Origin of the sequence: Nostoc sp. FACHB-152, assembly GCF_014697475.1 — a bacterium.
In the GTDB taxonomy this organism is placed as follows: Bacteria; Cyanobacteriota; Cyanobacteriia; order Cyanobacteriales; family Nostocaceae; genus Nostoc_B.
Window position 1 is genome coordinate 1 of record NZ_JACJRV010000041.1, and the last position, 22,458, is coordinate 22,458.

The window sequence follows — 22,458 nt, forward strand, 5'->3', positions numbered from 1 at the left end:
CGAACTCTAGCTAGTGCCACTGCCAAACTCAACCTCTGCTTCATCAGGCTCATGATTAAGAGGCTTGCAGGTTCTTCCTAAGATGTCAAATGGGTTCTATAGATTTAGCCAGAAGTTTATGGTTTGATTTGTTTTTTCAACCTGTATTCTTCTTTAAGGACAAACTATTTGATATTTTTGGTTCTTTCTTAACTATATTAATAGCTATAGAGTTATTAGAAAACATCACAGGGTATTTACAAAAACACATTATTCAAGTTGAGTTAGTTATCGTTACTTCTTTAATTGCCGTAGCTCGCAAAATTATTATATTGGATTTAAAAAAAGTATCAGATAATGAATTGTTTGGTTTAGCCTGTGCTATTATTGCTCTGTCAGTTGGGTATGGAATTGTCAAATGGAGCAATGGTAGAAAGATAGAGTCCAATAATCATTGAATAATAAAATTATTACAATATTAAAAACATTTTTTAAAATATAAATACTACTTTTGATTGATTTTATTTAAAAAATATATGCAATATATCTTAAATGATAAAATAAAATTTAATACAAATGTATTGTAAGTTGGAAATTATGAATGGTTGTTTTACTCAATATGAAGCTCAAAACAATTTTTAATTGAGTTTACTACGCGGTAATCTCTAGTTACAAATGGCGGTGTCTACTATGCACATCAATTTTAGTTTGCAAAGCATAAATTCAATGGTAAACATAATTTTAGAGATTCCGGATTTATATTTATTAAAAAATACTCAATTCATAAAATCCTTTTCTCCTAGCTGTTAACCATGTCTCATAAAATGCTCTTAGGTCAAATCGTCTATAGCAGCTTTGCAGCCACAGGTTTTAGGACGGTGACGAGCGAACAGATCACCCCTCAAATCCAGCAAGCGTTTATGGAACGGGTTGTTTACCAGCACTGGGATGCCTATAAACCGCCGAAGTCTGGTTTCCGAGCCGTGTACATACATCAATTGGCCCCAGAGCAAGTCTTATTTGGCTGGTTATATAACGATGGAACAGATGATATAGCTCGCAGCGATGTACCATATTTTGTTGGCTACTACTTATCTGCACCGCTACTATTTTATTTTCAGCTAGAGCAAATTTTTAACTGTCTCCACGCAGGGCCATTAGCATGGATAGACAGAAACCGCCCACCAAAAACACCACAAGGCATTGTCATACAAAACGCGTGGAGTTACAAACCTGTGCGTCCTGGGGTAGCGATTCCCGCCCTCATCCGCGCACGTAGCCATATTGCTTTGAAGCAAGGAGAATTACTAAATTTATTTGTTCCATTTGATCCACAAGAAAATAACGTTGATAGAAATCTTCAGACTCAAACAGAGGATATAGATAACTGTGCAATTTATACTCGTTATTTAGTTAAAGCTGTAGAAACTGGTCTTGTATCTCTCAATGATGATGTTAATGTTATTAACACAAAGATTAAACAACCTTACCAAGGGTATAAAAAAAATTTGCAGCAATACGAACAAGCGTTTGTTTCGGTTGTTCAACGCGATTCCTCAATTTCCGAAGATATTCATCATAAATTAAAACGTTTGCAGCATAGTTTACATTTAATAAAAGAAGATATAGCCAGAGTTGAAGCTCGTTTTGAAAACGCAACTATATCAACTTTAAACAGTAGCAGTATTAAAAATAATTTTTCCCTATCACGTATAGTAAGTGTTAGTGCTACTATTTTGGCGATCGCCGCAGGAGCGACGGCACTTAATCAAATCAAAGTCCCGCTAGATCCTTCCCTACAGCCACGGGTCATCAATAAACCTATACTTAGCCAAAACCCACTTCAAATACAAAATATACCTCAAGGAATCTTTAAATATAGTGGTTCTAGTACATTTAACTTTTTGCGATCGCCAAATGTAATATCAACTTTTAACCAAGCTCATCCTCAATTTCAGCTACGATACATTGAACCAAAAGCAGACAAGCCTAGTTCTAATACGGCAATTCAAATGTTAATTCAAGGGCAAGTTAGTTTTGCTCAATCTTCTCGACCCCTCCAAAATCAAGAGTTAAAAAAAGCTAAAGCGCGTGGTTTTTTTCTAGAAGAGATTTTAGTAGGTATTGATGGCATCGCTGTCTATGTTAATCCGCAATTGTCCATACCTGGTTTGACCATCTCTCAATTAAACGATATCTACACAGGCAAAATCCGGAATTGGAGAGCAGTAGGTGGGCCAAATTTGCGGATTACTCCTTTTAGCTATGAGCTTGATGATGGCAATACACAAAATTCAGAAACAGTAGAATTGTTTCAAAAAGAAGTATTGAATGCCAAACCATTTGCTTCAAGAGTTCAAAAGGTGCGAGATACGATAGAGTCTATCCGTAAAGTCGCTAGCACTCGCGGTGCTATTAGTTATACTAGAGCCTCAAAGGTTGTTTCTCAGCACGCTCTACGTCTTCTGCCCTTGTCAAATAAATCTAACCAACCTTTCGTGGCTCCTTTTGCTCAAAGCAATACGACTGCTGTAAACAGTTCTGCTTTTATTAACGGCTCTTACCCCATCAATAAAAAAATATTTATTATTGTTAAACGAGATGGCAGTTTAGATGAACAGGTTGGTTTAGCTTATGCCAACTTCCTGTTAACACCTCAGGGACAAAAATTGATAGAAGAAGCTGGTTTTGTGCCTATCCGCTAGGAAAATCCTTGAGCATATGCTTCTAATGCTAATTCTGCGCTTTGTTTCAATAGCAATGACAGGTGCTAACTTTGATTGCACCTTGGTATGGCTTGAATAACCATGTTTCTCATAGCTGTCTCCAGATTTGTTTATAAATTGACTCTAAGTGGGAATACTAATTTTAACCAGTGTAGCTGGCTGCAAAACTTGTGAGGTTGATATCCATGCCAGAAATTAATATAGGTGAATCGTTAGCTCACCCCCTAGTCAGATATCGTAACCATTTAGAATTTAATGGATATTCTGTGGAAGAAGATGATGAGTTGCTTTTATGCCGTCATCAAAGAAAGCATAGTTTGATAGTTAAACACATACATAATCGAGGTGCGCTAATTAGAATACTTTATTCCTGTAACCTCAATATCAATAGAGTTTCTCTTTTGGAATATGTGAATGAATTAAATCTATTATTTATGTTCATGAAAGCATATATTGATAACTTAGGTAGTAACCTATATATGGAAATTTTCTGTGAAGGCGAATATAACAGAACTACTTTTTCTATTACTCTAGACAATATTGAATATGATATGGAAACGTTTGTTAATTATCAGCAAACTAGAGAGTATTTACTGTAAATACGAAATTTAATAACTAATTTTATGGTGGGTTATGCCCATCATAAATATTTTCATTATATGTAAGTAAAAATCCAACAATTATAATTATCTGTAATCAAATTAGGCTCATCAAAAAATGTATATTTTTATTTGGTACTTTGAAAGCGATCGCCTGAAGTTTATCTATCCTTAGCATACAATCTGAATATGGCTTTAATATTTTGCAACAATTACTAACTATAAATCTAGATTTATCGAGTTTTTTTGTTAACAAGTATTAAGCAAAAATTGATCGATAATCTGTATAACTTCGTGATGTAAGATCCAAAAGATAGTAAAAGGCGATTATACAGAGTCTAAAGAGAAATGGCACAGGATCGGAAGTCAACGGTTGTAATTACAGGTGCGTCCTCTGGAGTAGGTTTGTACGCTGCAAAAGCATTTGCTCGCAGAGGATGGCACGTTGTCATGGCCTGCCGAGATTTGGCAAAGGCAGAAAAAGCGGCTCAAGAAGTGGGCATACCCAAGGACAGCTATACTATTATGCACATTGACTTGGGTTCTTTGGATAGTGTGCGGCAATTTGTCAATAACTTTAGAGCCAGTGGTAAATCTTTGGATGCGTTGGTAGCTAATGCGGCAATTTATATGCCCTTAATTAAAGAGCCTTTACGCAGTCCAGAAGGTTATGAGTTAACCATGACCACTAATCACCTTGGTCATTTCTTATTGTGCAACTTGATGTTGGAAGATATGAAAAAATCTCCAGCAGCAGATAAGCGGATGGTGATTTTAGGAACTGTAACCCACAACCCCGATGAACTGGGTGGTAAGATTCCGCCACGTCCTGACTTGGGTAACTTGGAAGGCTTTGCTGCTGGCTTTAAAGCACCGATTTCGATGATTGACGGTAAGAAATTTGAACCAGTCAAAGCTTACAAAGACAGTAAAGTTTGCAACGTGCTGACTATGCGCGAACTACATCGCCGTTATCACGATTCTTCTGGTATTACCTTCACTTCTCTGTATCCAGGATGTGTGGCTGAAACACCGTTATTCCGCAACCACTATCCACTATTCCAGAAAATCTTCCCCTTGTTCCAGAAATACATCACCGGGGGATATGTCTCTCAGGAATTAGCTGGCGAACGCGTTGCAGCAGTAGTTATTGAGCCAGAATACAAGCAATCTGGTGCTTACTGGAGTTGGGGAAATCGTCAGAAAAAAGATGGTAAATCTTTTGTACAGAGAGTTTCTCCGCAAGCACGGGATGATGAAAAAGCTGAACGCCTGTGGGATTTGAGCGAGAATTTGGTTGGTTTGGCAGCAAAAGTGCTGAGTTAAAAGTGCTGTTAGCGGTAGCGGGGCATTTAGCCCTTGCTGAGTAGTGTTTACTGTAATCAGCACTCAGTCAGCTAAACAAGTCCCCAGCTTTTAAGAAAGGTTGGGGGCGATCGCATTACTGCTAAGAAACTTGTTAGAGTGAAACAACATCCAAGATTTAAGATCAAAGCAATCTAAAATTGTTTGACTCTAACCTAAGATAGATGTAATATTTCTATTAATCGAAGGGGAGTAGCTACTGGCAAAAGTTTCCAGCCAGTCCATCTGAATCAACATACTGGTGATGAACCTGGTTCAGATGTCAAATATTCAAGTATTTGAAAGCGAGACCTTCACTAAGTTCACAGACAAAATGTGAGCTTGGTGAGGTCTTTTGACTCTCTTCAAGCTCACATCAGGGAAAATTCTTCAGGAGCTTGAGAGAGTGTTAACAGCTTTTACCGCAGGTTTATTATTAATTACCGTTTCAGAGCTTGGTGATAAAACCTTCTTTATCGCCGTGATTTTGGCAATGCACCATTCACGGCGGTTGGTATTTACAGGCGTTATAGCTGCCTTAGCGGCGATGACCATCCTCTCGGTGGTATTTGGGCAAGCCGCATCGTTACTGCCAAAAGTTTATATTCATTATGCTGAAATTGCTTTGTTTATAGCCTTCGGGATTAAGCTGTTATACGACGCTAGTAAAATGCCTGCGTCTACTTGTAATAAGGACGTGGTAGAAGAGGCACAAGCGGCTGTTAAACAAGCAGATTTACAACTACCAAAGCGAAAAACACCTTGGGCAATTATAACAGAAGCCTTTTTATTAACATTTATGGCAGAGTGGGGCGATCGCACACAAATTGCCACTATTGCATTAGCTGCTGGCAATAATCCGATAGGGGTGACTACAGGAGCCATTTTAGGGCATGGAATTTGTGCAGCGATCGCAGTTATTGGTGGCAAACTCATCGCCGGACGCATTTCTGAACGTCAACTCACCTTAATTGGCGGCTGCCTGTTTTTAGTTTTTGGTGTAGTTGCCGCCATAGAAGGAGTGTGAGAAGAGGCCGGGGAGCAAGGGAGAAACTTCCCCTCTGCCCCTCTGCCACCATCTTTCCATTATGGCTTGGGCGTACTTGCCGGTGCTGGTGCTGGTGCTGAGGTTGCAGCAGGCGTAGGAGTTGGGGCAGTTGTAGCAGCTTTGTTAATTTCGTCTCTATATTGAGCCGGGGCTAAAGCTGCGGCATTATCAAACAGAGGTTTGGCTTGCGTCATTTTACCCTGTTCTTTTAACAGCATGGCTTTGGCTAAAACGGGGCGAAAATCTTTAGGGTCTTTCTTAATGGCTTGGTCATATACATTAATTGCCTGGGTATAGCGTTTTTGGACAGCATAAACATTGCCTAGTAGTACTTCCACAGCGACTACATTCACGCTTCCAGGCTGAATTGTATTTACTTGGTTGGCATTAGTCAAAGTTTCTTGTAATAAGCCAACAGCCGCTTCTGGACGTTGTTGATCTAACAGCAGTCCCACCATACCTTGCAAAGCCTTTAAATCACCAGGTTTGGTATCGAGAATTGTCCGATAAGCCTTAGCTGCACCTTCCTTGTCTCCAATTTGCTGCTTGGCTTGAGCTAGTAAAACTCCATATTCTGACCTTTCGGGATTCAACTGAGCTAGCTTTTCCAGAGGGGCAATTACCCCTTGAATATCACCTTGGTTAAGACTTAAAAGTTGTAGCCGCGCTTGTAATAAACCTTTAAGAGCAGTTTGATTTTCAGGTTCCCGTTGCAAAACTAGTTCATAACCCCGTACCTCGTCTTGCAATTTTGTTTTTTGGTCAGTGGAAGCTAAGTTCCCTTGAGGACGAGCAGGATTTTGGTTTGTAGATGTTGGGTTATTAAATGCGCCAATTATAGGCACCACAGATACACCCACAAACATTAGAACTGCTAATGCCAAGATTACCCGAACTATCCAACGATTACGCGGTTGAGACACAATTGTGTAATTCTCCAGAACTCTAATGACATTATGAATGAAGAAAGGCAGAGGGCAGGAGACAGGAGGCAGGAGGACAAAATTTATTTATGAACAAAGTCAACAAATGTAATTTGAACCGTGTCGCACCACAAATTAACAGTCTCTTTTGTTGCTAAATCTCCATTTATTTATGGAGATTCCCTTCTGCCTTCTGCCTGACGCTCCTACGTCGCTCTAAGCGAAGCTGTGCCGTCAGGCTTGACGCTACGCTAAAGTCCTCCTGCCTTCTTGACAAATCGGAAATGAAAAATTTCCAAAACTGTACGGAATACCGCCAATTGTCTGTGAATTTTATAACAAATAACTATTTACGCTGCTAAAGTAAGTGATGACTTTAGGGGGAGCCGTCAAAGTTGTACCTATGATATGCTTCCGAAACTAGTGTCTAGACGCTAGATTAAACATTTAGAGTATAAATGTAAATTTAGCGTTTTTTAGATTGTCTGGGCGTTTTGATGTGACTTTGTGGAAATAAATATACTTTCATCAGCCGCACAAACGCTCTTTCCATCTGCCTTAGTAAAATCCCACAATGGGATGTGTCTCCGCCGCAAGGAGTTTCTATGAATTCCGACCTGATGCCTTCGCCTGAATCTTCTAATTTGTCCCAGTCCAATCAGCCCGAAACCAGTGTAGAGACTACCGCTAATGTACCTACAGTAGCAGACACAGTCTCGAAATCTGAAAATTTAACTATTGACCCTAGCGAGACTACTAATGATGGAAATTTAGCCAATCGGCAGCAACCGATTCCACCGCCTAGCGAACCAATGCAGTATAGAGCAATTGGTTTAGTTCGAGGTCGCTATATTGCTAGCGAGGAACAGTTTACCCAAGGTACGCTGCTGACTGCGGATGGAGTGGAACTCCAAGCCGTTCTCCTCGGTCGAATTATGAGCTTGGTTAAGAATCACCTGGATTTAGAAAAAAATCATCTGTGGGTAGTTTATCCAAGAACTAAGCAAGAAAGTGATGCTTTGCACATCCAAATTGTGGGTGTGTGGGAACCAGAAAATCTGGCGAAACAGCAAGCACAAGATTCCGCAGCTGATGAATCGCCAACAACTAATGATGCTGTAACTGATAAAAACGACATCAAAGCCTCATCAGATATTCCCGATGGTGGTTTTTCTGTGCGTGGCGAGGTAGTTTACCAGTCTTTTGATGACAAGAACTTAGTTGTCAAAATTAAGCAGGCTGCTCGCAAACAAGATGAAAAACCTAAATATTTTAAGTTAAAACTCAAAGGTGTCCTGGCTACCAAAGCTGTGGGCAAGTTCTGGGACTTCCAAGCGAAACGAGATGGCGATCAATTGGCCATAGAAACGGCTGAAGCGATCGCGGATTTGCCCAAAAAACGCAGACCACCCCTAAGAGGTGGCGGTGGTGGGTTCCGTGGTGGTGGTGGCGGTGGTGGTCGCCGACCATTCCCCCCCAGACGCAACACAGGAGACAGCCCCAGCCCACGCCCTGTTAAGAGAATAGGCGGCGAAGCCTCTCCGGTTTCAAAACCTTTACCAAAAAGCTCGGCTCCTGCTCCCAAGCCGATTAAAAAACAAAAGCCACCGCAAGAGTCATAAAGTCTGTAGACGCGCAGCGGCTTGCCGCAGGCTAGTATGAAGGATGAAATTTAACACTTCATCCTTCAGCTTTTTTTATGCCCTAATAAGATTAAAAATCTGTCCACCGGTCTTGGGGTAAAAAAGATCGCTCCATCGGAATTGGGGCGACTGGTTCTGTCAGGGTAAATTTGCCTTCTGCAATCCATTGTTTTAACTCTGTAGCAACTTGCCGAGATAACAACATACTGGCTAAAGGTGCAGCTCGCACTGTTTTATTCTCAATGGTGAGTCGTCCAGATTTTAGTTGGGCGTAACTCACCAAACCAAAGGTAGGACGAACGCGCCGAGGAATGGAAAAATCGACAATTGGCGCAACTAAATCTTTGTCTTGAACTGCACAGTGTTCAACTACAGCTTCGTTTAATACAGGGAACGGTATCCCCACACCCAACATCAACGAGGGGCCATAACTTTTGAAATAACAACCACGCACCCACCTCGCTTCCATTTGCTTGGCATCACCAATTAAAGCTAAGGTTGCAGCTGGCCCAATAGGTGTACGGTTAGCTAACCGCTTTTGTAAGGGGAAGTGTTGCGTTCCTTCCCAAGCAATATAGCCGACACCACCGCCCAAAAAAATCCGCGTCCCAATGCCAATAAGTTGCAAATCAGGGTCATTGAACAGAGGAGAAATTGCCCCAGGATTAGAGTAGACAGCGTTACCTAGATGGGGTTGTAAAGGGCCGAGATAGGTAAATAATGGGCGATCGCCACCATTCACACCTACGATAAAATTTTGATAAAGGTTGCGCGGATTAAATAAATAAAACTGATTTATCGTGTCACGGGTAATTGTTGTTTCAAACGTTGCCCGTGGGTAACAATCTGTAACTTGCCCTTGCGCCCGGACGTGTACTTGTTTCCCTGCAATCAAATCTTGGATGACGTGACCGCCGCCACGTTCCCGGACTTCTTCTCCGTCCATTGTATCAACGGCACAACTAGCACCTAAGTATAAATCTACAGCCCCAAACCCGGAATATGCAGGTACGCCATCTATCCAACAACGGCGAATTTTAATGGGGGGGTCGGTGTGTCCAAGATTAATAATTGCACCACTTGATTCCATTGGCTCAAACGTGCCAGTAGTAATTACATCAACTTCTTTTGCAACTTTGCTTACGCCGACTTCTGCGACTCGTGCTTTGACTTCTTCAACTGTGAAAACGACTGCACGCTGGCGGCTGATTTTCTCGTTAATTTCGGCGATCGTTCGCATATTATTTCAAATTGGGATGAGTAGGTATGGTTTAATTTACCTGCAACAGCCCTATAGTAAAGATTTTGCAGCGTATCTGGACTAAATTGTTTCTGGATCAATATTTAATTCTCGCAGTTTAGCCGCTAATCTTGCGGCTCGTTCTTGAGCTAGTTCTTTTTGCTGGCGTTCAAACTCTGCTGCTTCTTCTGGAGTGAGAACTAGTTGACCTTCTGAGGTAAAAAATCGCAATAATCCCTCATAAATTCCCAAATATAAACCTAACTGCTGACTCCACAAATGTCCTTGAGTATTTGGTTCTAGCGGTTGGTATTGACCATCGACTAAATGAAAACCTGCAAATTCTTGACTTTCTGGGTCAAACCAAAAATAATCAGGTGTGCGGAATGTATTTTGATAAAGTTTTTTCTTCAAATCTTTATCTGTTTTTGCAGTTGATTCTGAAAGAATTTCGAGAATTACGTTAGGATATTTACCTTCTTCTTCCCAAACTACCCAACTTTTGCGAGTTCTGCGTTCTGTGTCTAGTACTACAAAAAAATCAGGCCCTCGGAAATCTTCTGTTTTGCGTTTGTTCCAACTGTAGTAAATGGTGAGATTACTAGCAATGTAGAAATCGTTTCTGTCTCGCCACAACCATTCTAAACATTCAAAAAGTAGGATGATTTGACGCAGATGCAGTTCTGTTTCAAAGGGAGGTTCGTCGCTATATAAATCTCCTGGAGGAAAGATAACATCTTCTGGGGTTGTTTGAGGAGCGTCTATTTCTTTAGCGAAGGACATGAGGACATTACTGCATCTGGTAGTTATGGGCTTATTGTAACTTTGAATCTAAGGTTTCTAAATCATAGTGTTGGCAGAGGGTTTTAAGTTTTTCTTTTATGAGCGATCGCACATTCTCTGGTGCTACAATCACACAATCTTCGCCATAGTGCAACACTTCCCGAATTAACCAGAAGGGATTTGATACTCGTCTTACGACTTGGCGCACCTCTCCAATAACTTCGTTGCTGATGTCGTTGGGTTTCGGTTCATAAGATTTGATCAAACCTTTGTACAAGTGTAAGTGTACTTGGAGGGAATCTAGCCCTTCATGTCGCCAGTGTCCGTTGATTGGTACCACACCCTTGATTCTATCCAGGCGTAAACAGCGATTGTGGATGAGTTCTGGAAAATCGGTATTTGGAATATCTTCAGTTTCGTCACACCAAATATTTAAGAAAAAACGCTTTTCTTCAAAACTTATTTCGGCATAACGCACTGTAAAAGACAAGTCTCCAAGTTGAGGATTTGCATAGAGTAAGTGAAAGGGTTGTTGATTTTGGCGGAATTGATCTGTCAAAATGCGCCACGCTTCTGTCGGTTGGCTGACTTGCTGGAGTAGCAATTGGCGCATGGGAGGCTCAAGTTGACCTCTTTCTAATAAAAGACTAGAGATAGTTTGCGCTTGTTCAATAAAACCAGAATCCTTCAACAGTCCGATAGCTTGCTGGAGTGCAGCTACTTGTGTTGAGTTTAAGGTGAACGGTTCACCAACTTCAAACTCTTGTTGGGCGATCGCTACTATTAAACCCGAAATACTCGGTTCTTTACCCCAATAGATATTGAGACGGCGAGCTATCTCCTCTAGTTGTACTCTTGTACCTGGGACAACTGAAAGTGTAAGTGCTTCTTTTTTTCTAGACATTTTTAAAATATACTTGCACTTTAGAAGAAACTATGTCATTTTAGATTTATTCTAAATACAGATTATCTCAAAATACAGGCATTTACCATGACAAAATACAGAATTAGCCTGAAATCAGTGTATTCGCGTCTGGCTGACTCATTACCTCAAGGATTAACCCTACCTAAAGAAATTTCCTCACTATCATGGCATCAAGCAGAAACTTACCAAGCATTACAAGACCCAAATATAGATGTTGTCTTCAATACAGCCATGACAGGTGATGGTAAAAGCTTGGCTGCTTATTTGTCCGCTATGATAAAGCGCACGTACACTTTAGCAATGTATCCTACAAATGAACTCGCAAGAGATCAAGAAAAACAGGTGCAAGGATACAAGGATATTTTTAAACCAAGCAAAAATCCGCAAATCAGACGATTAACCGCAGCTATTTTAGAGCAACATATTGCTGCTGGTCAGATATCTTCCAAGCGAGATGGTATAGAAGACTTTTCTACTAACTATGAAATTCTGCTGACGAACCCTGATATTTTCCATTACATCCATAATTTTTATTATTTGCGAGGAAAAATAGATAACCCTGACAGGTTATTCAGACGTATAGACGAGAATTACAAATTATTTTTATATGATGAATTTCATGTTTTTTCCTCTCCACAAATAGCCAGTGTAATCAATACAATCCTTCTCATGAAACACACTGGTAATCCTAACAAGAAATTTCTGTTTCTTTCTGCCACACCTAATGAATTACTTAAGAGTTATTTTCAAAAAGCAGGGATAGAACCAAAGATTATTAATCCGGTTGAGGTAGGAGCTTATAAATTTGAATCAGATTCGACAAATATTGGTTGGCGACAGATTAGTCAACCTATTGATTTATACTTTCCTCAAGCGATAGAACCGAATTTAAGTTCTAGCTACAAATGGATAGAGGAAAATGCTGAAACGGTAATTTTAAAGTTTTTTCAAGACCATCCCAACAGTAAAGGTGCAATTATTCTCAATTCAATTGCAGCAGTTAAAAAGTTATTACCTAAATTAAAAGCTATTTTTGAGCCACGATGGCAGGTTAGAGAAAATACTGGTTTAACTGGAGAAACTGAAAAATCTCAGTCAATAGCCGAAGCCGATTTACTTTTAGGTACATCTACAATTGATGTTGGCGTTGACTTTCGGATTAATTTCTTAATTTTTGAAGCTGCTGATGCGGGAAATTTTATTCAAAGATTTGGTAGGCTTGGTAGACATGAAGGATTTGAAACTTATCAAGCTTATGCTTTGATTCCTAACTTTCTGGTTGCTAGGTTGTTTAATGATAAATCTCATCCTTTAGAAGATGGAGAAACTTACGATCGCATTCAGTTTAATGATGCTATTCGTGACTCTTGGGTATTTAAAAACGACTTTAAGTATTATCCCAAGCGTTGGGGTGGAATCCAATCATTTTATATATACTCTATCCTCAAAAATAATGCTCATATGCAAGAAAAGTATCCAGATATTGATAAAAATTTTGGAACGAGCATTCAAAGAGCTTTAGAAATTAAACTTGAAAACATGAAAGCTCAATATTATCGATGTAAAGGTGAAAAGAAAGACAAAATTATTGATGAGGCTAGAAGTTTTCGCGGCAGTAGTCAGTTAGATTGTGCAATTTATGATTTAACTAATCCAGATGAGCCGGAAGCAGAAAGATTTAAAATGTATAATCTTCCAGGTATTCTCAGTAATTTTGTTTTCGAGTTATGGGATGAAAATAGTTTTATAGAAAAAGCTGAAAAAGCCGGAGTAATTACGACTCGTTTTGATAAAGCTTTGTGTTATTTAAAGTTAAAAGATTATCGGGAAGTGCGGGAAGATTGGCACTTCTATTATCCAGGAAATCTGAGAAATTTGGCTAAATCTGGCAAGGTGCAAGTTCTCCCAGATAAACAAAATGAATTACAGGGTTTAGAGATTTGTCAACGACACGGTTACGGTATCAACCAGATTAGCGATGCTGTGAGTAGACGTAAACTAGTGTGCTTTATTTCAGACCGCGATCGCAACTATTTACGCGCCACTCTTGGACTACCTATGCACTTTCAAGCTTACCCCCTCACTAACGAGCCAGAGGATAAAAGTCCACGCTACACCATTAGTTTTGGACAAGATGCGCTGTTGTTAGAAACCTTAACTTGGCATTGGAAGCCAAAGGACGATGAAGGATGGATATGTTAGAACTAGAGGCTATTAAAGGTAAAGGTGTATGAGTAATAATGATTTGCTTTCTCGCATTTCTATCGACCCAAATATTTGCTTTGGTAAACCCTGCATTCGCGGACATCGTATTTGGGTATCACTAATTTTGGACTATTTAGCTGGAGGTACCACAATAGAAGAAGTTCTAGAAGCTTATCCAAGCATCGAAAGAGAAGATGTACTTGCTTGTATCGCCTACGGTGCAGAGATGGCGCGGGATGTTTTTGTAGAACTTCCTTTGAACCAAAAAAAAGAAGCAAGTGCATGAAATTAAAGCTAGATGAAAATATCGACTTGCGCGTTGTAACTTTGTTGCAATTAGCAGGACATGATGTTGCAACAGTACCAGGACAAGGTTTAAGTTCTGCACCTGATACAGAAGTTATTGATGTTTGTCGCAGTGAGGGTAGATGTTTAGTCACTTGCGACAGAGGATTTGGAAATCGGTTGAAATATAATCCTGCTAACTATGCAGGTATTGTAATCATTCGCCTACCTTCTCGCTACACATTCGCTGATTGGCGTGAAGCGATTGAGACATTAATTGCTGGGTTGGAAGCCGCAGATGTGACAGGTAAGTTGTGGATGATCCGACAAGGAAAGGTATTGGAATATCAAGCTATTGAGGAAACAGATTAATGAGCGAATTTGATGATAATCTTCCCGAAGAAGTACCAGATTTTGAAACAACAGAAGATGAAGATGATGAATCACCGATAAAACGTGAACTTCTGACTATTCGGTTATTCAAAGAAGCTGTCAAAAAAACTCAAGGAAATACAGGCGATCGCATCCTTGAAAAATTTGCAGATTACGTCCTACCTAACTTAATACAACAACTAGCAGGAGCAACCGCTAAAGGTGGTAAATTCTTTGAAATTACAGTACCAATCATTAATGCTAAGAGAGCATTAGAAGGAAAAAAGCCACTTCGTAGAGATAATGCAGGCGACCAGTCTATAGTTGCTCATTTACTTAATGGTCTATTTCCCAGTTATCGAATTTTAAAAAAATTACAAGCAGAAGATATAAACACAAATCCTGTTAGGCGTAATTGTGAAGAAATACAGACATCTGTATTTATTGTTTCATACATCTTGCATGACTATGAAAAATTCCCTGACTATACAGATTGGCTAGAAAAAAACTTGATCAAGCGCAACTGGGAAGAAGAACCACCAAAAAAATTAGATGCGCCTAATCTGGGACGTGGCTACATATCCAAAAAGATTTTAGATTTTGGTTTACAACACTTACTAGGAGAAGCTTGGGAAGAATTAATTGATGACATCATTGAAATTAGTAGCAATGCAGGCGTAAAAAATGATGCAGATTTAGGTTTAGTTACTCGTGGCTTAAAACCTTTAGATGATGAAAGGCTAGATAGTAGAATTAGACAAGTTTTAATTGACTTAGTTTCACTATCTGATTTATTTGCTTCAGTCGTCAAACACCCACGAGATGTAGAAGATGGTCGTTTACCTACATTACTGAACAAATTAAGTAATCATCAATTAAAACTTACCTATCATTCTCTTTCAGAGAATCGCGGTATTCTCACCAATATTTTCAATAACACATTAATAGCAGCACATCCCCAAGATTTTTATACACCATTGCTGTATTTACCTGATGGTGTTGTCTATTTAGCTACTGTTGATGCTCCTCCGATTACAATTGATACAATTCCTGAACAAGTTATCGCCAAAATTAAGAACCTGTGTGCAGAAAAACTCAAAGAAAGACAAACAGGTTTTAATCGGGATGGTAAAGGTTTTAAATTCGCTGATTATTACTGGTTATTTTTTGATGTAGTTGAATTAATGGAAGTGAGTATTGACGCTGCTTCTCGACTACTTCCAGACTCAAAAACTGCTTCTGCTGAAAAGCGCGGCGAAAGCTTACAGAGTTATCAAGCACAAGGAGAATTACCTGAATATTTAAACTTACAATTTCCTAATGAAGTCCGTATCGATCGCTTGGCTGAATTTGGCGATATTTTGTGTCGAGGAATTTGGGGTAGTTGGTGTGAAAAAATTAACGATTGGCAAAAACAATTCCCAAAAAATCAGAGAAAAAATATTCCTGATTTAGATTTAACGCAAAAACTGGCAGAATATTTAGAATTATCAGCAGAAATTCCAGCTATCAGACAAATTCAATCTTTGAAAAAAACAGGTGGTGTACCTCTAGATTGGTATTATTTATCAGCCCAATACTTTCGCATACATTCAGGTTTAAGCTTTGCTGAAATTCTGGAAGTAATGAAAGGAATGGTAAATCATGCTGCTACTTTGATTAGACCAATTTTAGCAGAGTTTCAAGATATGCCCGATGGCTGGGATGACTTAAAAACTTATGTTAACCGAATCATATCACTACCAACAGGTGCAGTTATTAAACCAGAACCAGATTCATTTTTAGTTGAACTAAAACGCTATAACGCTGCAAAAATTACAGGTAGAGGACGAGAAAATGTTTGTGCAATTTCTAGTTCTGCATATACTGTGACTGAACAAATGGAATCAGCCACTTTATTTGCACCTCAAGTCTACAGTAACCGTCAGATTTTATTTAATGCTCAAGCTGCTAAACGGCAAATTTGCTCAATTTGGTCAATTGAAATCATGTTGAGACAAATTTTGATGAACCAGACGAATGCTGTAGGCGCAGATTTTGAAAGTCGAAAGTATCGCTATCTATACCTTTATCCAACTTATTTCTTTACCCCAGAAACCAATAAATTTTTACAACTGGCTTACAATCAATTTGCTCGAACTCGGTTTGATGCAGAAATGCGTAAGCATTTTATCACCGAAAACCAAGTTGCTAACTTTGAAATTGAAGATTACTTAAAAGTAGATTCTCTGTTAATTAAAGAAAATCTCAAGCCAGAAGACGATCGCACTTTCAAAATTAGTTTTCCAGAACATGAAACTTTAACGTTTTTCTTTCTCGGTTTACCGCCAGGAAGAGAACACACAGATACAGAATCATGGGTAACACCAGCTTGGTTAGCATTAACCTTACCGCTGGTTCTGGATGTAAAAGTAGTTGCATCAGAATCACCTGTACCACCTTTTATTAGTGGTGCTGATTTTGAAGAAACAGTTTTACTAGATGGAGAACATCAAGCAATTCGTTCTTTGATTAAAAAAGATAACTATCGCTTAGATAGCATCTTACCTCGTACTTCAGAAAAGCGGGAATTTTCACCACTTAACGCGCTGACTGCGGCTTACTCTATTCATTTAGAAGCAAATCGCAAAAAAGATGGCGACCCAGATTGGGGGAAATTAGCAGACTTAGCACGAGATTTAGAAACCAGTCCCTTGTATGTATTTCATTACCTGAATAAATGGTTGCGAAAGCAAGACAAAATAGATTCTGTGTCTATTGCTAAAATTCGCCTGTACCAATATCTTTACTATTGCTTTGACCATAAAGGAGATAATATGACGAAACTTGAGGAACTAACTAAGTTATACCGCAGATTTTATCGAGCTAAAAGCAAAGGTAAATCACCAAAAACTAATGCAATTCTTAAACCAATTGACGAGGCTGCTGATGTCATTTTGAAATTTGAAAAAGCTATAGCTAGTGATAATAAATCTCTTACTGAGGTAGTAGCAGCACGTTTAGCAAAACTCATGAATAATGTTCGACGTAAAGAAGCTGAAGGACAGGGTGCGTATGACTTAGTTAAGGGGGAGATGCGATATTTAACTTCTGAAGAAGAACGACAAGCAGTTTATAAGTTTGCTGAGTATTTTGTAGAGGTAATTTTTTATGAATGTTTTAAAGGCGATCGCGCACGTTTATCAGGTACACAATTGAATCTTATTAAAGATACTTGTGAGTATCTTTATAGAGTAGCAGATGATGAATACTGGAAAAACCGTAAGCAAAATTATCCTGAAGATATTACGGATGTGGATACTGATGCTGAAGATGCAGCATAGTCATAAAGCTGAAAGTTGTTATCAACATTAATACTGGAGTAATCAAACCATGAAATTTCTAAACACCATCGATTCTAAATTTTTCCATGACACCATCCCTGCTAAACCAATGGGTAAATACGTTCATTTCATTACTATCCGCGTTACTGAATCTTACCCTTTATTCCAGACAGATGGTGAACTTAATAAAGCCAGAGTCCGAGCAGGAATTGAAAATAAAGAACCGATTAGTCGTTTAGCAATGTTCAAACGCAAGCAATCAACACCAGAACGTTTAACAGGAAGAGAATTACTACGTAACTATAAAATTGGTGATTGGGAAAAATGCGATTACAACGTTGACTTTAGCAAAACAACTCCTGATTGTATCCTCTATGGTTTCGCTATTGGTGATTCTGGTTCTGAGAAATCAAAAGTAGTTGTAGATACAGCTTACTCAATTACACCATTTGATGATTCTCATCTGAATTTTACCCTCAATGCACCTTTTGAAAATGGCACAATGAGCCGACAAGGTGAAGTCACCAGCAGAATTAATAGCCAAGACCATATTTTACCTCAAGTGTTTTTCCCCAGCATTGTTAGACTGAAAGACCCAACTGAAGCTGGATTTCTCTACGTTTTCAATAATATTCTGAGAACACGCCACTATGGAGCGCAAACTACCCGTACTGGTAGGGTACGTAATGAGTTAATAGGAGTAATTTTCGCTGATGGTGAAATCGTTAGTAATCTTCTCTGGACACAAAAAATATATGACTTAATGCAGCAAAAAGGAAAAATCAATCCTCCAGATCCACTTAATGAAGATGATGTTTTAGAGAATGCGACACAAGCAATGATTGATTTGATATCTCAAGAGTGTATATCTCACACAGATTTTGTTGGTACATCTTTCACACCCCTTTTGAATGAAGTTAAATCTATTACTAGTAATGAAAATCGACTGCAAGAAATGTTGAGTCAAGCAAATACTGAATCATCTGTTTATGCTCAGACATGGGTGTTAAAGGCAGGTAAAAAAGAACCCAAAAAAGATAGCAAGAATAATAAAAAAGCTGGGGTTGCAACGGAGTAAATAATATGGTTTCAATTTACCGTTGTGAATTAGAACTCAACGACAGCTTGTATTATGCCACGCGTGAAATCGGGAGACTCTACGAAACCGAGCCAGTAATTCACAATTACGCTCTCTGCTATGCACTAGGTTTAGTTGATAGTGAAGTCTACTCTACCACTGTTGCAGAAGAACATTCCTATCGCTATTTTTGCCCCGAACAAGTACCAAAATATGAGGAGCATTTAACGCCACTCAATAAACAAGGTATCTATGTTACTCCAGCGCGTGCAGTTAGCCATACTGCCATTCTCAACACCTGGAAGTATGCTAACAACAATTACCACGTTGAAATGGAGAAAACGCATAAAAATATCCCTAGTTTTGGTAGAGCGAAAGAAATTGCACCGGAAAGTATATTTGAGTTTTTTGTCATTTGCCAAAAAGAACTCAAATTACCAAAATGGATTCGTTTAGGTAAATGGATGAGTAAGGCTGAGGTAAAGGTGGAACAATTACCTCAACCTCAAACTACTGAAGGTTTATTCACCTGCAAATATCCTTTAAATCCTTTAGATGTGATGTTTACTAATCAAGTGATTAGTTACGATGTGGTGAATATGCCTCCAGTTAGTTTAATTCAAAATGTCCAAATGCGAGGGCAATACTACCAATTTACTGAGATGAAAGACATCAAACTTCCGGTTCGGATGGCATATCATTTTCATAGCTAATTATTACTGCAACGCTCCGCACTTGTGAAACACTATCAGCAACAATCAAACGCCTTCCCCAGCGACTACCTCAATAACTTGTGGGGAGAAATCCACGCTTGTCCGTACTTTGCTGTCAACAACCTCAACCGCGATTTTGTCCGTACGAAGGGATTTTCTGTGGTATTCAGGCGATCGCACATCTCTACAGTAGAGCAAAAATTCCCCTACTTCAAACCTTACCTAGATTTGGCTCTCCAGCCTAACTGTAATGCTTTTTACCTCAACCCCTTACTCCTCAAAGAAGGTTCTCGCGTTGACCCCCATATCGACCGTTCTCTACGTTCCTACTGCAAAACCGTTGAACCGCCTACCTTTGTCAGCGTTCTCTATGTGCGCGTACCAGAAAATATGGAAGGTGGCGAACTGGTACTCAAATCGCACAAACGCCAACTAGGACAAATTAAGCCACAGATGAATACCTTACTTTACTTTCAAGGTGATTTAACTCATTCTGTCAACGCCGTGAAAACCCCTGGAAATCGCCTGAGTTTAGTTTGCGAACAGTATACTTTAAGCGATGTCGAACTCGTAGAAATACCAGAGTTTACCATCGAGTCTAGAGTTGCTCAATCTACAGCAAAAAAACGCAAGTAATTTTTTTGACTTTTGACTTGATTATATGCCCCACAGCCTAGTTCTTAACCTGCTTCCTCAGTCAACAATTCCGCCGCAGTATCTCACTGGTAGACATTTACACGCTTTATTTTTAACCCTTGTCAGTTCTGTAGATCGAGAATTAGGCGATCGCTTACATGATTCTACCGCAGACAAAGCCTTCACCCTCTCCCCCCTACAAATTAGTAGCACTAATTCCCCCCTTTTGAAGAGGGGTAAGGGGGGATATAAACTGCGCTGGGAACATCAACAACCAATTCCCGCCGGAACTCCCTGCTGGTGGCGCGTTTCCTTATTAGATGACACCCTGTTTAGTCAACTAACGCAACTATGGCTAAATCTCAATCCTAGTCACCCTTGGCATCTTGGCCCGGCTGACTTGTATATTACCAGCATTCAAGGCACACCCCAATCAACGCAACCTTGGGCAAATGCTTGTACTTACACTCAATTGTACGAAGAAGCTAGTGAAACTGAACGCTCACTTAACATTACCTTCGCCACACCCACCGCCTTTCGCCAAGGGCAATATGACAGTACCCTTCCCACCAGAGAATGTGTTTTCAATTCTCTACTTTCGCGGTGGAATAAATATAGCAACATAGAATTTTCTCAAATTGCTCTAGAGTCAATCTTCCCTTCTTTTATTAATATCCACACAGAAATATTAACTGACTCTCGCAGCAAATTTATTGGCATTATTGGCGAAGTTAATTATCGAATATTAGGTGAACTTGAACCCATACAAATTAAGCAAATAAACGTTTTAACTAACTTTGCATTATACGCAGGAGTCGGACGTAAAACAACAATGGGTTTAGGCATGGTAAGACGAATCTGAACAGAGAGGCTAGGGAATAAATTATTCTCTCTGCGTCTTTGCACCTCTGCGTGAATAAATCAAATCTACAACTTACTCAATCATAAAATTATGAACGATATCGAATATGTTCCAATTGCAGCATTAAACCAATATGCTTACTGTTCGCATCGCTGCTGGCGGATGTTTTGTGCAGGCGAATTTATTGATAACCAATATACAATTGAAGGCACAACTTTACACGATCGCGTCCATACTATAGGAGAAGGACAGCGTGAAGAAACTTGGCAAATCCGCGCAATTTGGTTGAAATCAGACCAGTATAAACTTATCGGTAAATCCGATTTAATTGAATTAGAAAATGGTGAATGCTATCCCATCGAATACAAACGCGGACGCAAAGGCGAATGGGATAATGATGAATTGCAAGTCTGCGCTCAAGCCTTATGTTTAGAAGAAATGACAGGCAAAACTATCAACACTGGCTATATTTATTATGCCCATTCCCACCAACGCCAACTAGTAGAAATTAAAGACGAATTAAGACAGAGTGCGATCGCAACAATTGAAGCCGTCCAAATGCTATTATTTACAGGTGCAATGCCCAAAGCCATCAAAACAAAACGCTGTGATGGATGTAGCCTATCTCCTCAATGCCTACCCCAATCAGCCGACAAAGTAAAACGCTATCAAGAAGCAAGCTAAACCCTCCGCGAAACTCTGCGAGAACTCCGCGCCACTCTGCGTTAAAAAAAACTCTCTTTTACCTCTAATAAGGAAACAATCATGGGTACAGTGTACATCAGCCAAGAAGATGCTTTCATTGGCAAAATTGATGAACGTCTCAGCGTCAAATTCGAGAAAAAGACAATTTTAGATGTCCCACTCATCAAAATAGAAGGTGTAGTAGTTTTAGGACGTGCTACTGTTTCACCTGCCGTTATTTCTGAACTGCTACAACGCAACATTCCTCTAACATTCCTCACAGAAAATGGTCGTTATTTAGGACGCATAGAACCAGAAGTTACGAAAAATATATTCGTCCGCAAAGCCCAATGGCAAGCCGCCGGGGAATCAGCCCAAGCAATTCATGTAGTTCAAGGATTTGTACGTGGTAAATTGAAAAATTATCGTCAGATTCTTACTCGTCGCCAGCGTGAATGTCCAGATATAGATTTATCTAAAAAGATTACACAATTAGAACAAGCGATCGCACCTATTGATACAACTCACAACATCAACTCATTGCGCGGTTTAGAAGGTGCTGGTAGTGCAGCTTATTTTGGTTGTTTTAACCAACTAATTAAGAATGCAGAATTTCAATTTTCTCACCGCCTGCGTCGTCCGCCAACAGATCCGGTGAATTCTTTACTTAGTTTTGGTTACTCCTTATTGCGCCATGATGTACAGGGGGCAATTAATATAGTAGGTTTTGATCCATATTTAGGATATCTGCATTGCGATCGCTATGGTAGACCCTCTCTAGCACTAGACTTGATGGAAGAATTTCGTCCCCTAATAGTAGATGCAGTTGTATTATCTACCTTAAATAAGCAACTACTAACACCCGCAGATTTTATCACCGAACCCTTAAGCGGTGCAGTTTCCCTTACACCAGAAGGACGAAAAAAATTCTTAACCTTATATCAACAGAAAAAACAATCGGAATTTAAACATCCCGTTATGGGGCGTAAATGCACTTATCAAGAAGCCTTTGAACTACAAGCGCGGTTATTAGCGAAATATCTTATGGGTGAAACCGAGAAATATCCGCCTTTGGTTTTGAAATAGGTAA

General features: G+C 39.5%; 20 protein-coding genes. 16 read left to right on the forward strand and 4 right to left on the reverse strand.

The window, feature by feature from the left end:
- Positions 1-89: 89 nt before the first annotated feature.
- The 5 genes from H6G76_RS22390 to H6G76_RS22410 all read left to right on the forward strand — a co-directional run bounded on the left by H6G76_RS22390 (position 90) and on the right by H6G76_RS22410 (position 5,675).
- Entirely contained in the window at positions 90-437 is a 348-nt protein-coding gene (locus tag H6G76_RS22390; protein ID WP_190705741.1) for a phosphate-starvation-inducible PsiE family protein, read from the forward strand.
- A 354-nt stretch (positions 438-791) separates the two neighbouring features.
- Positions 792-2,684 (forward strand): PstS family phosphate ABC transporter substrate-binding protein, encoded by a 1,893-nt coding sequence (locus tag H6G76_RS22395; protein ID WP_190705744.1) that lies wholly within the window; start codon positions 792-794, stop codon positions 2,682-2,684.
- Positions 2,685-2,890: 206 nt separating this feature from the next.
- The gene (locus tag H6G76_RS22400) at positions 2,891-3,304 is read left to right on the forward strand and encodes a DNA mismatch repair protein (protein WP_190705747.1); all 414 of its coding nucleotides are present in this window, start codon (positions 2,891-2,893) and stop codon (positions 3,302-3,304) included.
- A gap of 348 nt (positions 3,305-3,652) precedes the next feature.
- Positions 3,653-4,630 carry a protochlorophyllide reductase gene (locus H6G76_RS22405; RefSeq protein ID WP_190705750.1) on the forward strand — a complete coding sequence of 326 codons (978 nt, stop codon included), beginning with the start codon at positions 3,653-3,655 and terminating at the stop codon, positions 4,628-4,630.
- A gap of 424 nt (positions 4,631-5,054) precedes the next feature.
- Positions 5,055-5,675 carry a TMEM165/GDT1 family protein gene (locus H6G76_RS22410; protein WP_190705753.1) on the forward strand — a complete coding sequence of 207 codons (621 nt, stop codon included), beginning with the start codon at positions 5,055-5,057 and terminating at the stop codon, positions 5,673-5,675.
- Between the two features lie 59 nt (positions 5,676-5,734).
- Here H6G76_RS22410 and H6G76_RS22415 read toward each other — a convergent pair whose 3' ends face one another.
- On the reverse strand, positions 5,735-6,619 hold the full coding sequence (locus H6G76_RS22415; RefSeq protein WP_190705756.1) for a tetratricopeptide repeat protein: 885 nt from the start codon (positions 6,617-6,619) through the stop codon (positions 5,735-5,737).
- A gap of 605 nt (positions 6,620-7,224) precedes the next feature.
- Between H6G76_RS22415 and H6G76_RS22420 the strand changes: the two genes are divergently transcribed.
- A complete protein-coding gene (locus H6G76_RS22420) occupies positions 7,225-8,241 on the forward strand; it encodes a hypothetical protein (RefSeq protein WP_190705759.1) in 1,017 nt (338 codons plus the stop codon).
- Positions 8,242-8,332: 91 nt separating this feature from the next.
- Here H6G76_RS22420 and H6G76_RS22425 read toward each other — a convergent pair whose 3' ends face one another.
- The 3 genes from H6G76_RS22425 to H6G76_RS22435 form a co-directional block, all read right to left on the reverse strand.
- Positions 8,333-9,502: a homocysteine biosynthesis protein gene (locus H6G76_RS22425; protein WP_190705762.1), complete on the reverse strand. Its 1,170-nt coding sequence runs from the start codon at positions 9,500-9,502 to the stop codon at positions 8,333-8,335.
- 81 nt (positions 9,503-9,583) lie between these two features.
- Positions 9,584-10,285: a Uma2 family endonuclease gene (locus tag H6G76_RS22430; RefSeq protein ID WP_190705765.1), complete on the reverse strand. Its 702-nt coding sequence runs from the start codon at positions 10,283-10,285 to the stop codon at positions 9,584-9,586.
- Positions 10,286-10,316: 31 nt separating this feature from the next.
- On the reverse strand, positions 10,317-11,189 hold the full coding sequence (locus tag H6G76_RS22435; RefSeq protein WP_190705768.1) for a YafY family protein: 873 nt from the start codon (positions 11,187-11,189) through the stop codon (positions 10,317-10,319).
- 87 nt (positions 11,190-11,276) lie between these two features.
- On the opposite strand from H6G76_RS22435, the gene cas3 reads away from it, so the two are divergent.
- The 10 genes from cas3 (at position 11,277) to cas1d (ending at position 22,454) form a co-directional block, all read left to right on the forward strand.
- The gene (cas3, locus tag H6G76_RS22440) at positions 11,277-13,412 is read left to right on the forward strand and encodes a type I-D CRISPR-associated helicase Cas3' (RefSeq protein WP_190705771.1); all 2,136 of its coding nucleotides are present in this window, start codon (positions 11,277-11,279) and stop codon (positions 13,410-13,412) included.
- A 28-nt stretch (positions 13,413-13,440) separates the two neighbouring features.
- A complete protein-coding gene (locus H6G76_RS22445; RefSeq protein ID WP_190705774.1) occupies positions 13,441-13,701 on the forward strand; it encodes a DUF433 domain-containing protein in 261 nt (86 codons plus the stop codon).
- Entirely contained in the window at positions 13,698-14,072 is a 375-nt protein-coding gene (locus H6G76_RS22450) for a DUF5615 family PIN-like protein (RefSeq protein WP_190705778.1), read from the forward strand. The genes H6G76_RS22445 and H6G76_RS22450 overlap by 4 nt, the downstream gene beginning before the upstream one ends.
- The gene (gene cas10d, locus H6G76_RS22455; protein WP_190705781.1) at positions 14,072-17,395 is read left to right on the forward strand and encodes a type I-D CRISPR-associated protein Cas10d/Csc3; all 3,324 of its coding nucleotides are present in this window, start codon (positions 14,072-14,074) and stop codon (positions 17,393-17,395) included. Before H6G76_RS22450 ends, cas10d begins: the two co-directional genes overlap by 1 nt.
- Before the next feature lie 49 nt (positions 17,396-17,444).
- Positions 17,445-18,473, forward strand: a complete 1,029-nt coding sequence (gene cas7d, locus H6G76_RS22460) for a type I-D CRISPR-associated protein Cas7/Csc2 (RefSeq protein ID WP_190705784.1) — start codon at positions 17,445-17,447, stop codon at positions 18,471-18,473.
- Positions 18,474-18,478: 5 nt separating this feature from the next.
- On the forward strand, positions 18,479-19,186 hold the full coding sequence (cas5d, locus tag H6G76_RS22465) for a type I-D CRISPR-associated protein Cas5/Csc1 (protein WP_190705787.1): 708 nt from the start codon (positions 18,479-18,481) through the stop codon (positions 19,184-19,186).
- Between the two features lie 24 nt (positions 19,187-19,210).
- Positions 19,211-19,822 carry a 2OG-Fe(II) oxygenase gene (locus H6G76_RS22470; RefSeq protein ID WP_190705790.1) on the forward strand — a complete coding sequence of 204 codons (612 nt, stop codon included), beginning with the start codon at positions 19,211-19,213 and terminating at the stop codon, positions 19,820-19,822.
- A gap of 25 nt (positions 19,823-19,847) precedes the next feature.
- The gene (gene cas6 / locus H6G76_RS22475; protein WP_190705793.1) at positions 19,848-20,684 is read left to right on the forward strand and encodes a CRISPR-associated endoribonuclease Cas6; all 837 of its coding nucleotides are present in this window, start codon (positions 19,848-19,850) and stop codon (positions 20,682-20,684) included.
- Positions 20,685-20,774: 90 nt separating this feature from the next.
- The gene (gene cas4 / locus H6G76_RS22480) at positions 20,775-21,368 is read left to right on the forward strand and encodes a CRISPR-associated protein Cas4 (RefSeq protein WP_190705796.1); all 594 of its coding nucleotides are present in this window, start codon (positions 20,775-20,777) and stop codon (positions 21,366-21,368) included.
- Positions 21,369-21,449: 81 nt separating this feature from the next.
- The gene (gene cas1d, locus H6G76_RS22485; RefSeq protein ID WP_190705799.1) at positions 21,450-22,454 is read left to right on the forward strand and encodes a type I-D CRISPR-associated endonuclease Cas1d; all 1,005 of its coding nucleotides are present in this window, start codon (positions 21,450-21,452) and stop codon (positions 22,452-22,454) included.
- Positions 22,455-22,458 lie beyond the last annotated feature (4 nt).

What these genes read in the sequence shown, in the direction of transcription:
- H6G76_RS22390 (WP_190705741.1), top strand. Translation starts at nt 90, where the DNA reads ATGGGTTCTATAGATTTAGCCAGAAGTTTATGGTTTGATTTGTTTTTT.
- H6G76_RS22395 (WP_190705744.1), top strand. Translation starts at nt 792, where the DNA reads ATGTCTCATAAAATGCTCTTAGGTCAAATCGTCTATAGCAGCTTTGCA.
- H6G76_RS22400 (WP_190705747.1), top strand. Translation starts at nt 2,891, where the DNA reads ATGCCAGAAATTAATATAGGTGAATCGTTAGCTCACCCCCTAGTCAGA.
- H6G76_RS22405 (WP_190705750.1), top strand. Translation starts at nt 3,653, where the DNA reads ATGGCACAGGATCGGAAGTCAACGGTTGTAATTACAGGTGCGTCCTCT.
- H6G76_RS22420 (WP_190705759.1), top strand. Translation starts at nt 7,225, where the DNA reads ATGAATTCCGACCTGATGCCTTCGCCTGAATCTTCTAATTTGTCCCAG.
- H6G76_RS22425 (WP_190705762.1), bottom strand. Translation starts at nt 9,502, where the DNA reads ATGCGAACGATCGCCGAAATTAACGAGAAAATCAGCCGCCAGCGTGCA.
- H6G76_RS22430 (WP_190705765.1), bottom strand. Translation starts at nt 10,285, where the DNA reads ATGTCCTTCGCTAAAGAAATAGACGCTCCTCAAACAACCCCAGAAGAT.
- H6G76_RS22435 (WP_190705768.1), bottom strand. Translation starts at nt 11,189, where the DNA reads ATGTCTAGAAAAAAAGAAGCACTTACACTTTCAGTTGTCCCAGGTACA.
- cas3 (WP_190705771.1), top strand. Translation starts at nt 11,277, where the DNA reads ATGACAAAATACAGAATTAGCCTGAAATCAGTGTATTCGCGTCTGGCT.
- H6G76_RS22445 (WP_190705774.1), top strand. Translation starts at nt 13,441, where the DNA reads ATGAGTAATAATGATTTGCTTTCTCGCATTTCTATCGACCCAAATATT.
- H6G76_RS22450 (WP_190705778.1), top strand. Translation starts at nt 13,698, where the DNA reads ATGAAATTAAAGCTAGATGAAAATATCGACTTGCGCGTTGTAACTTTG.
- cas10d (WP_190705781.1), top strand. Translation starts at nt 14,072, where the DNA reads ATGAGCGAATTTGATGATAATCTTCCCGAAGAAGTACCAGATTTTGAA.
- cas7d (WP_190705784.1), top strand. Translation starts at nt 17,445, where the DNA reads ATGAAATTTCTAAACACCATCGATTCTAAATTTTTCCATGACACCATC.
- cas5d (WP_190705787.1), top strand. Translation starts at nt 18,479, where the DNA reads ATGGTTTCAATTTACCGTTGTGAATTAGAACTCAACGACAGCTTGTAT.
- cas6 (WP_190705793.1), top strand. Translation starts at nt 19,848, where the DNA reads ATGCCCCACAGCCTAGTTCTTAACCTGCTTCCTCAGTCAACAATTCCG.
- cas4 (WP_190705796.1), top strand. Translation starts at nt 20,775, where the DNA reads ATGAACGATATCGAATATGTTCCAATTGCAGCATTAAACCAATATGCT.
- cas1d (WP_190705799.1), top strand. Translation starts at nt 21,450, where the DNA reads ATGGGTACAGTGTACATCAGCCAAGAAGATGCTTTCATTGGCAAAATT.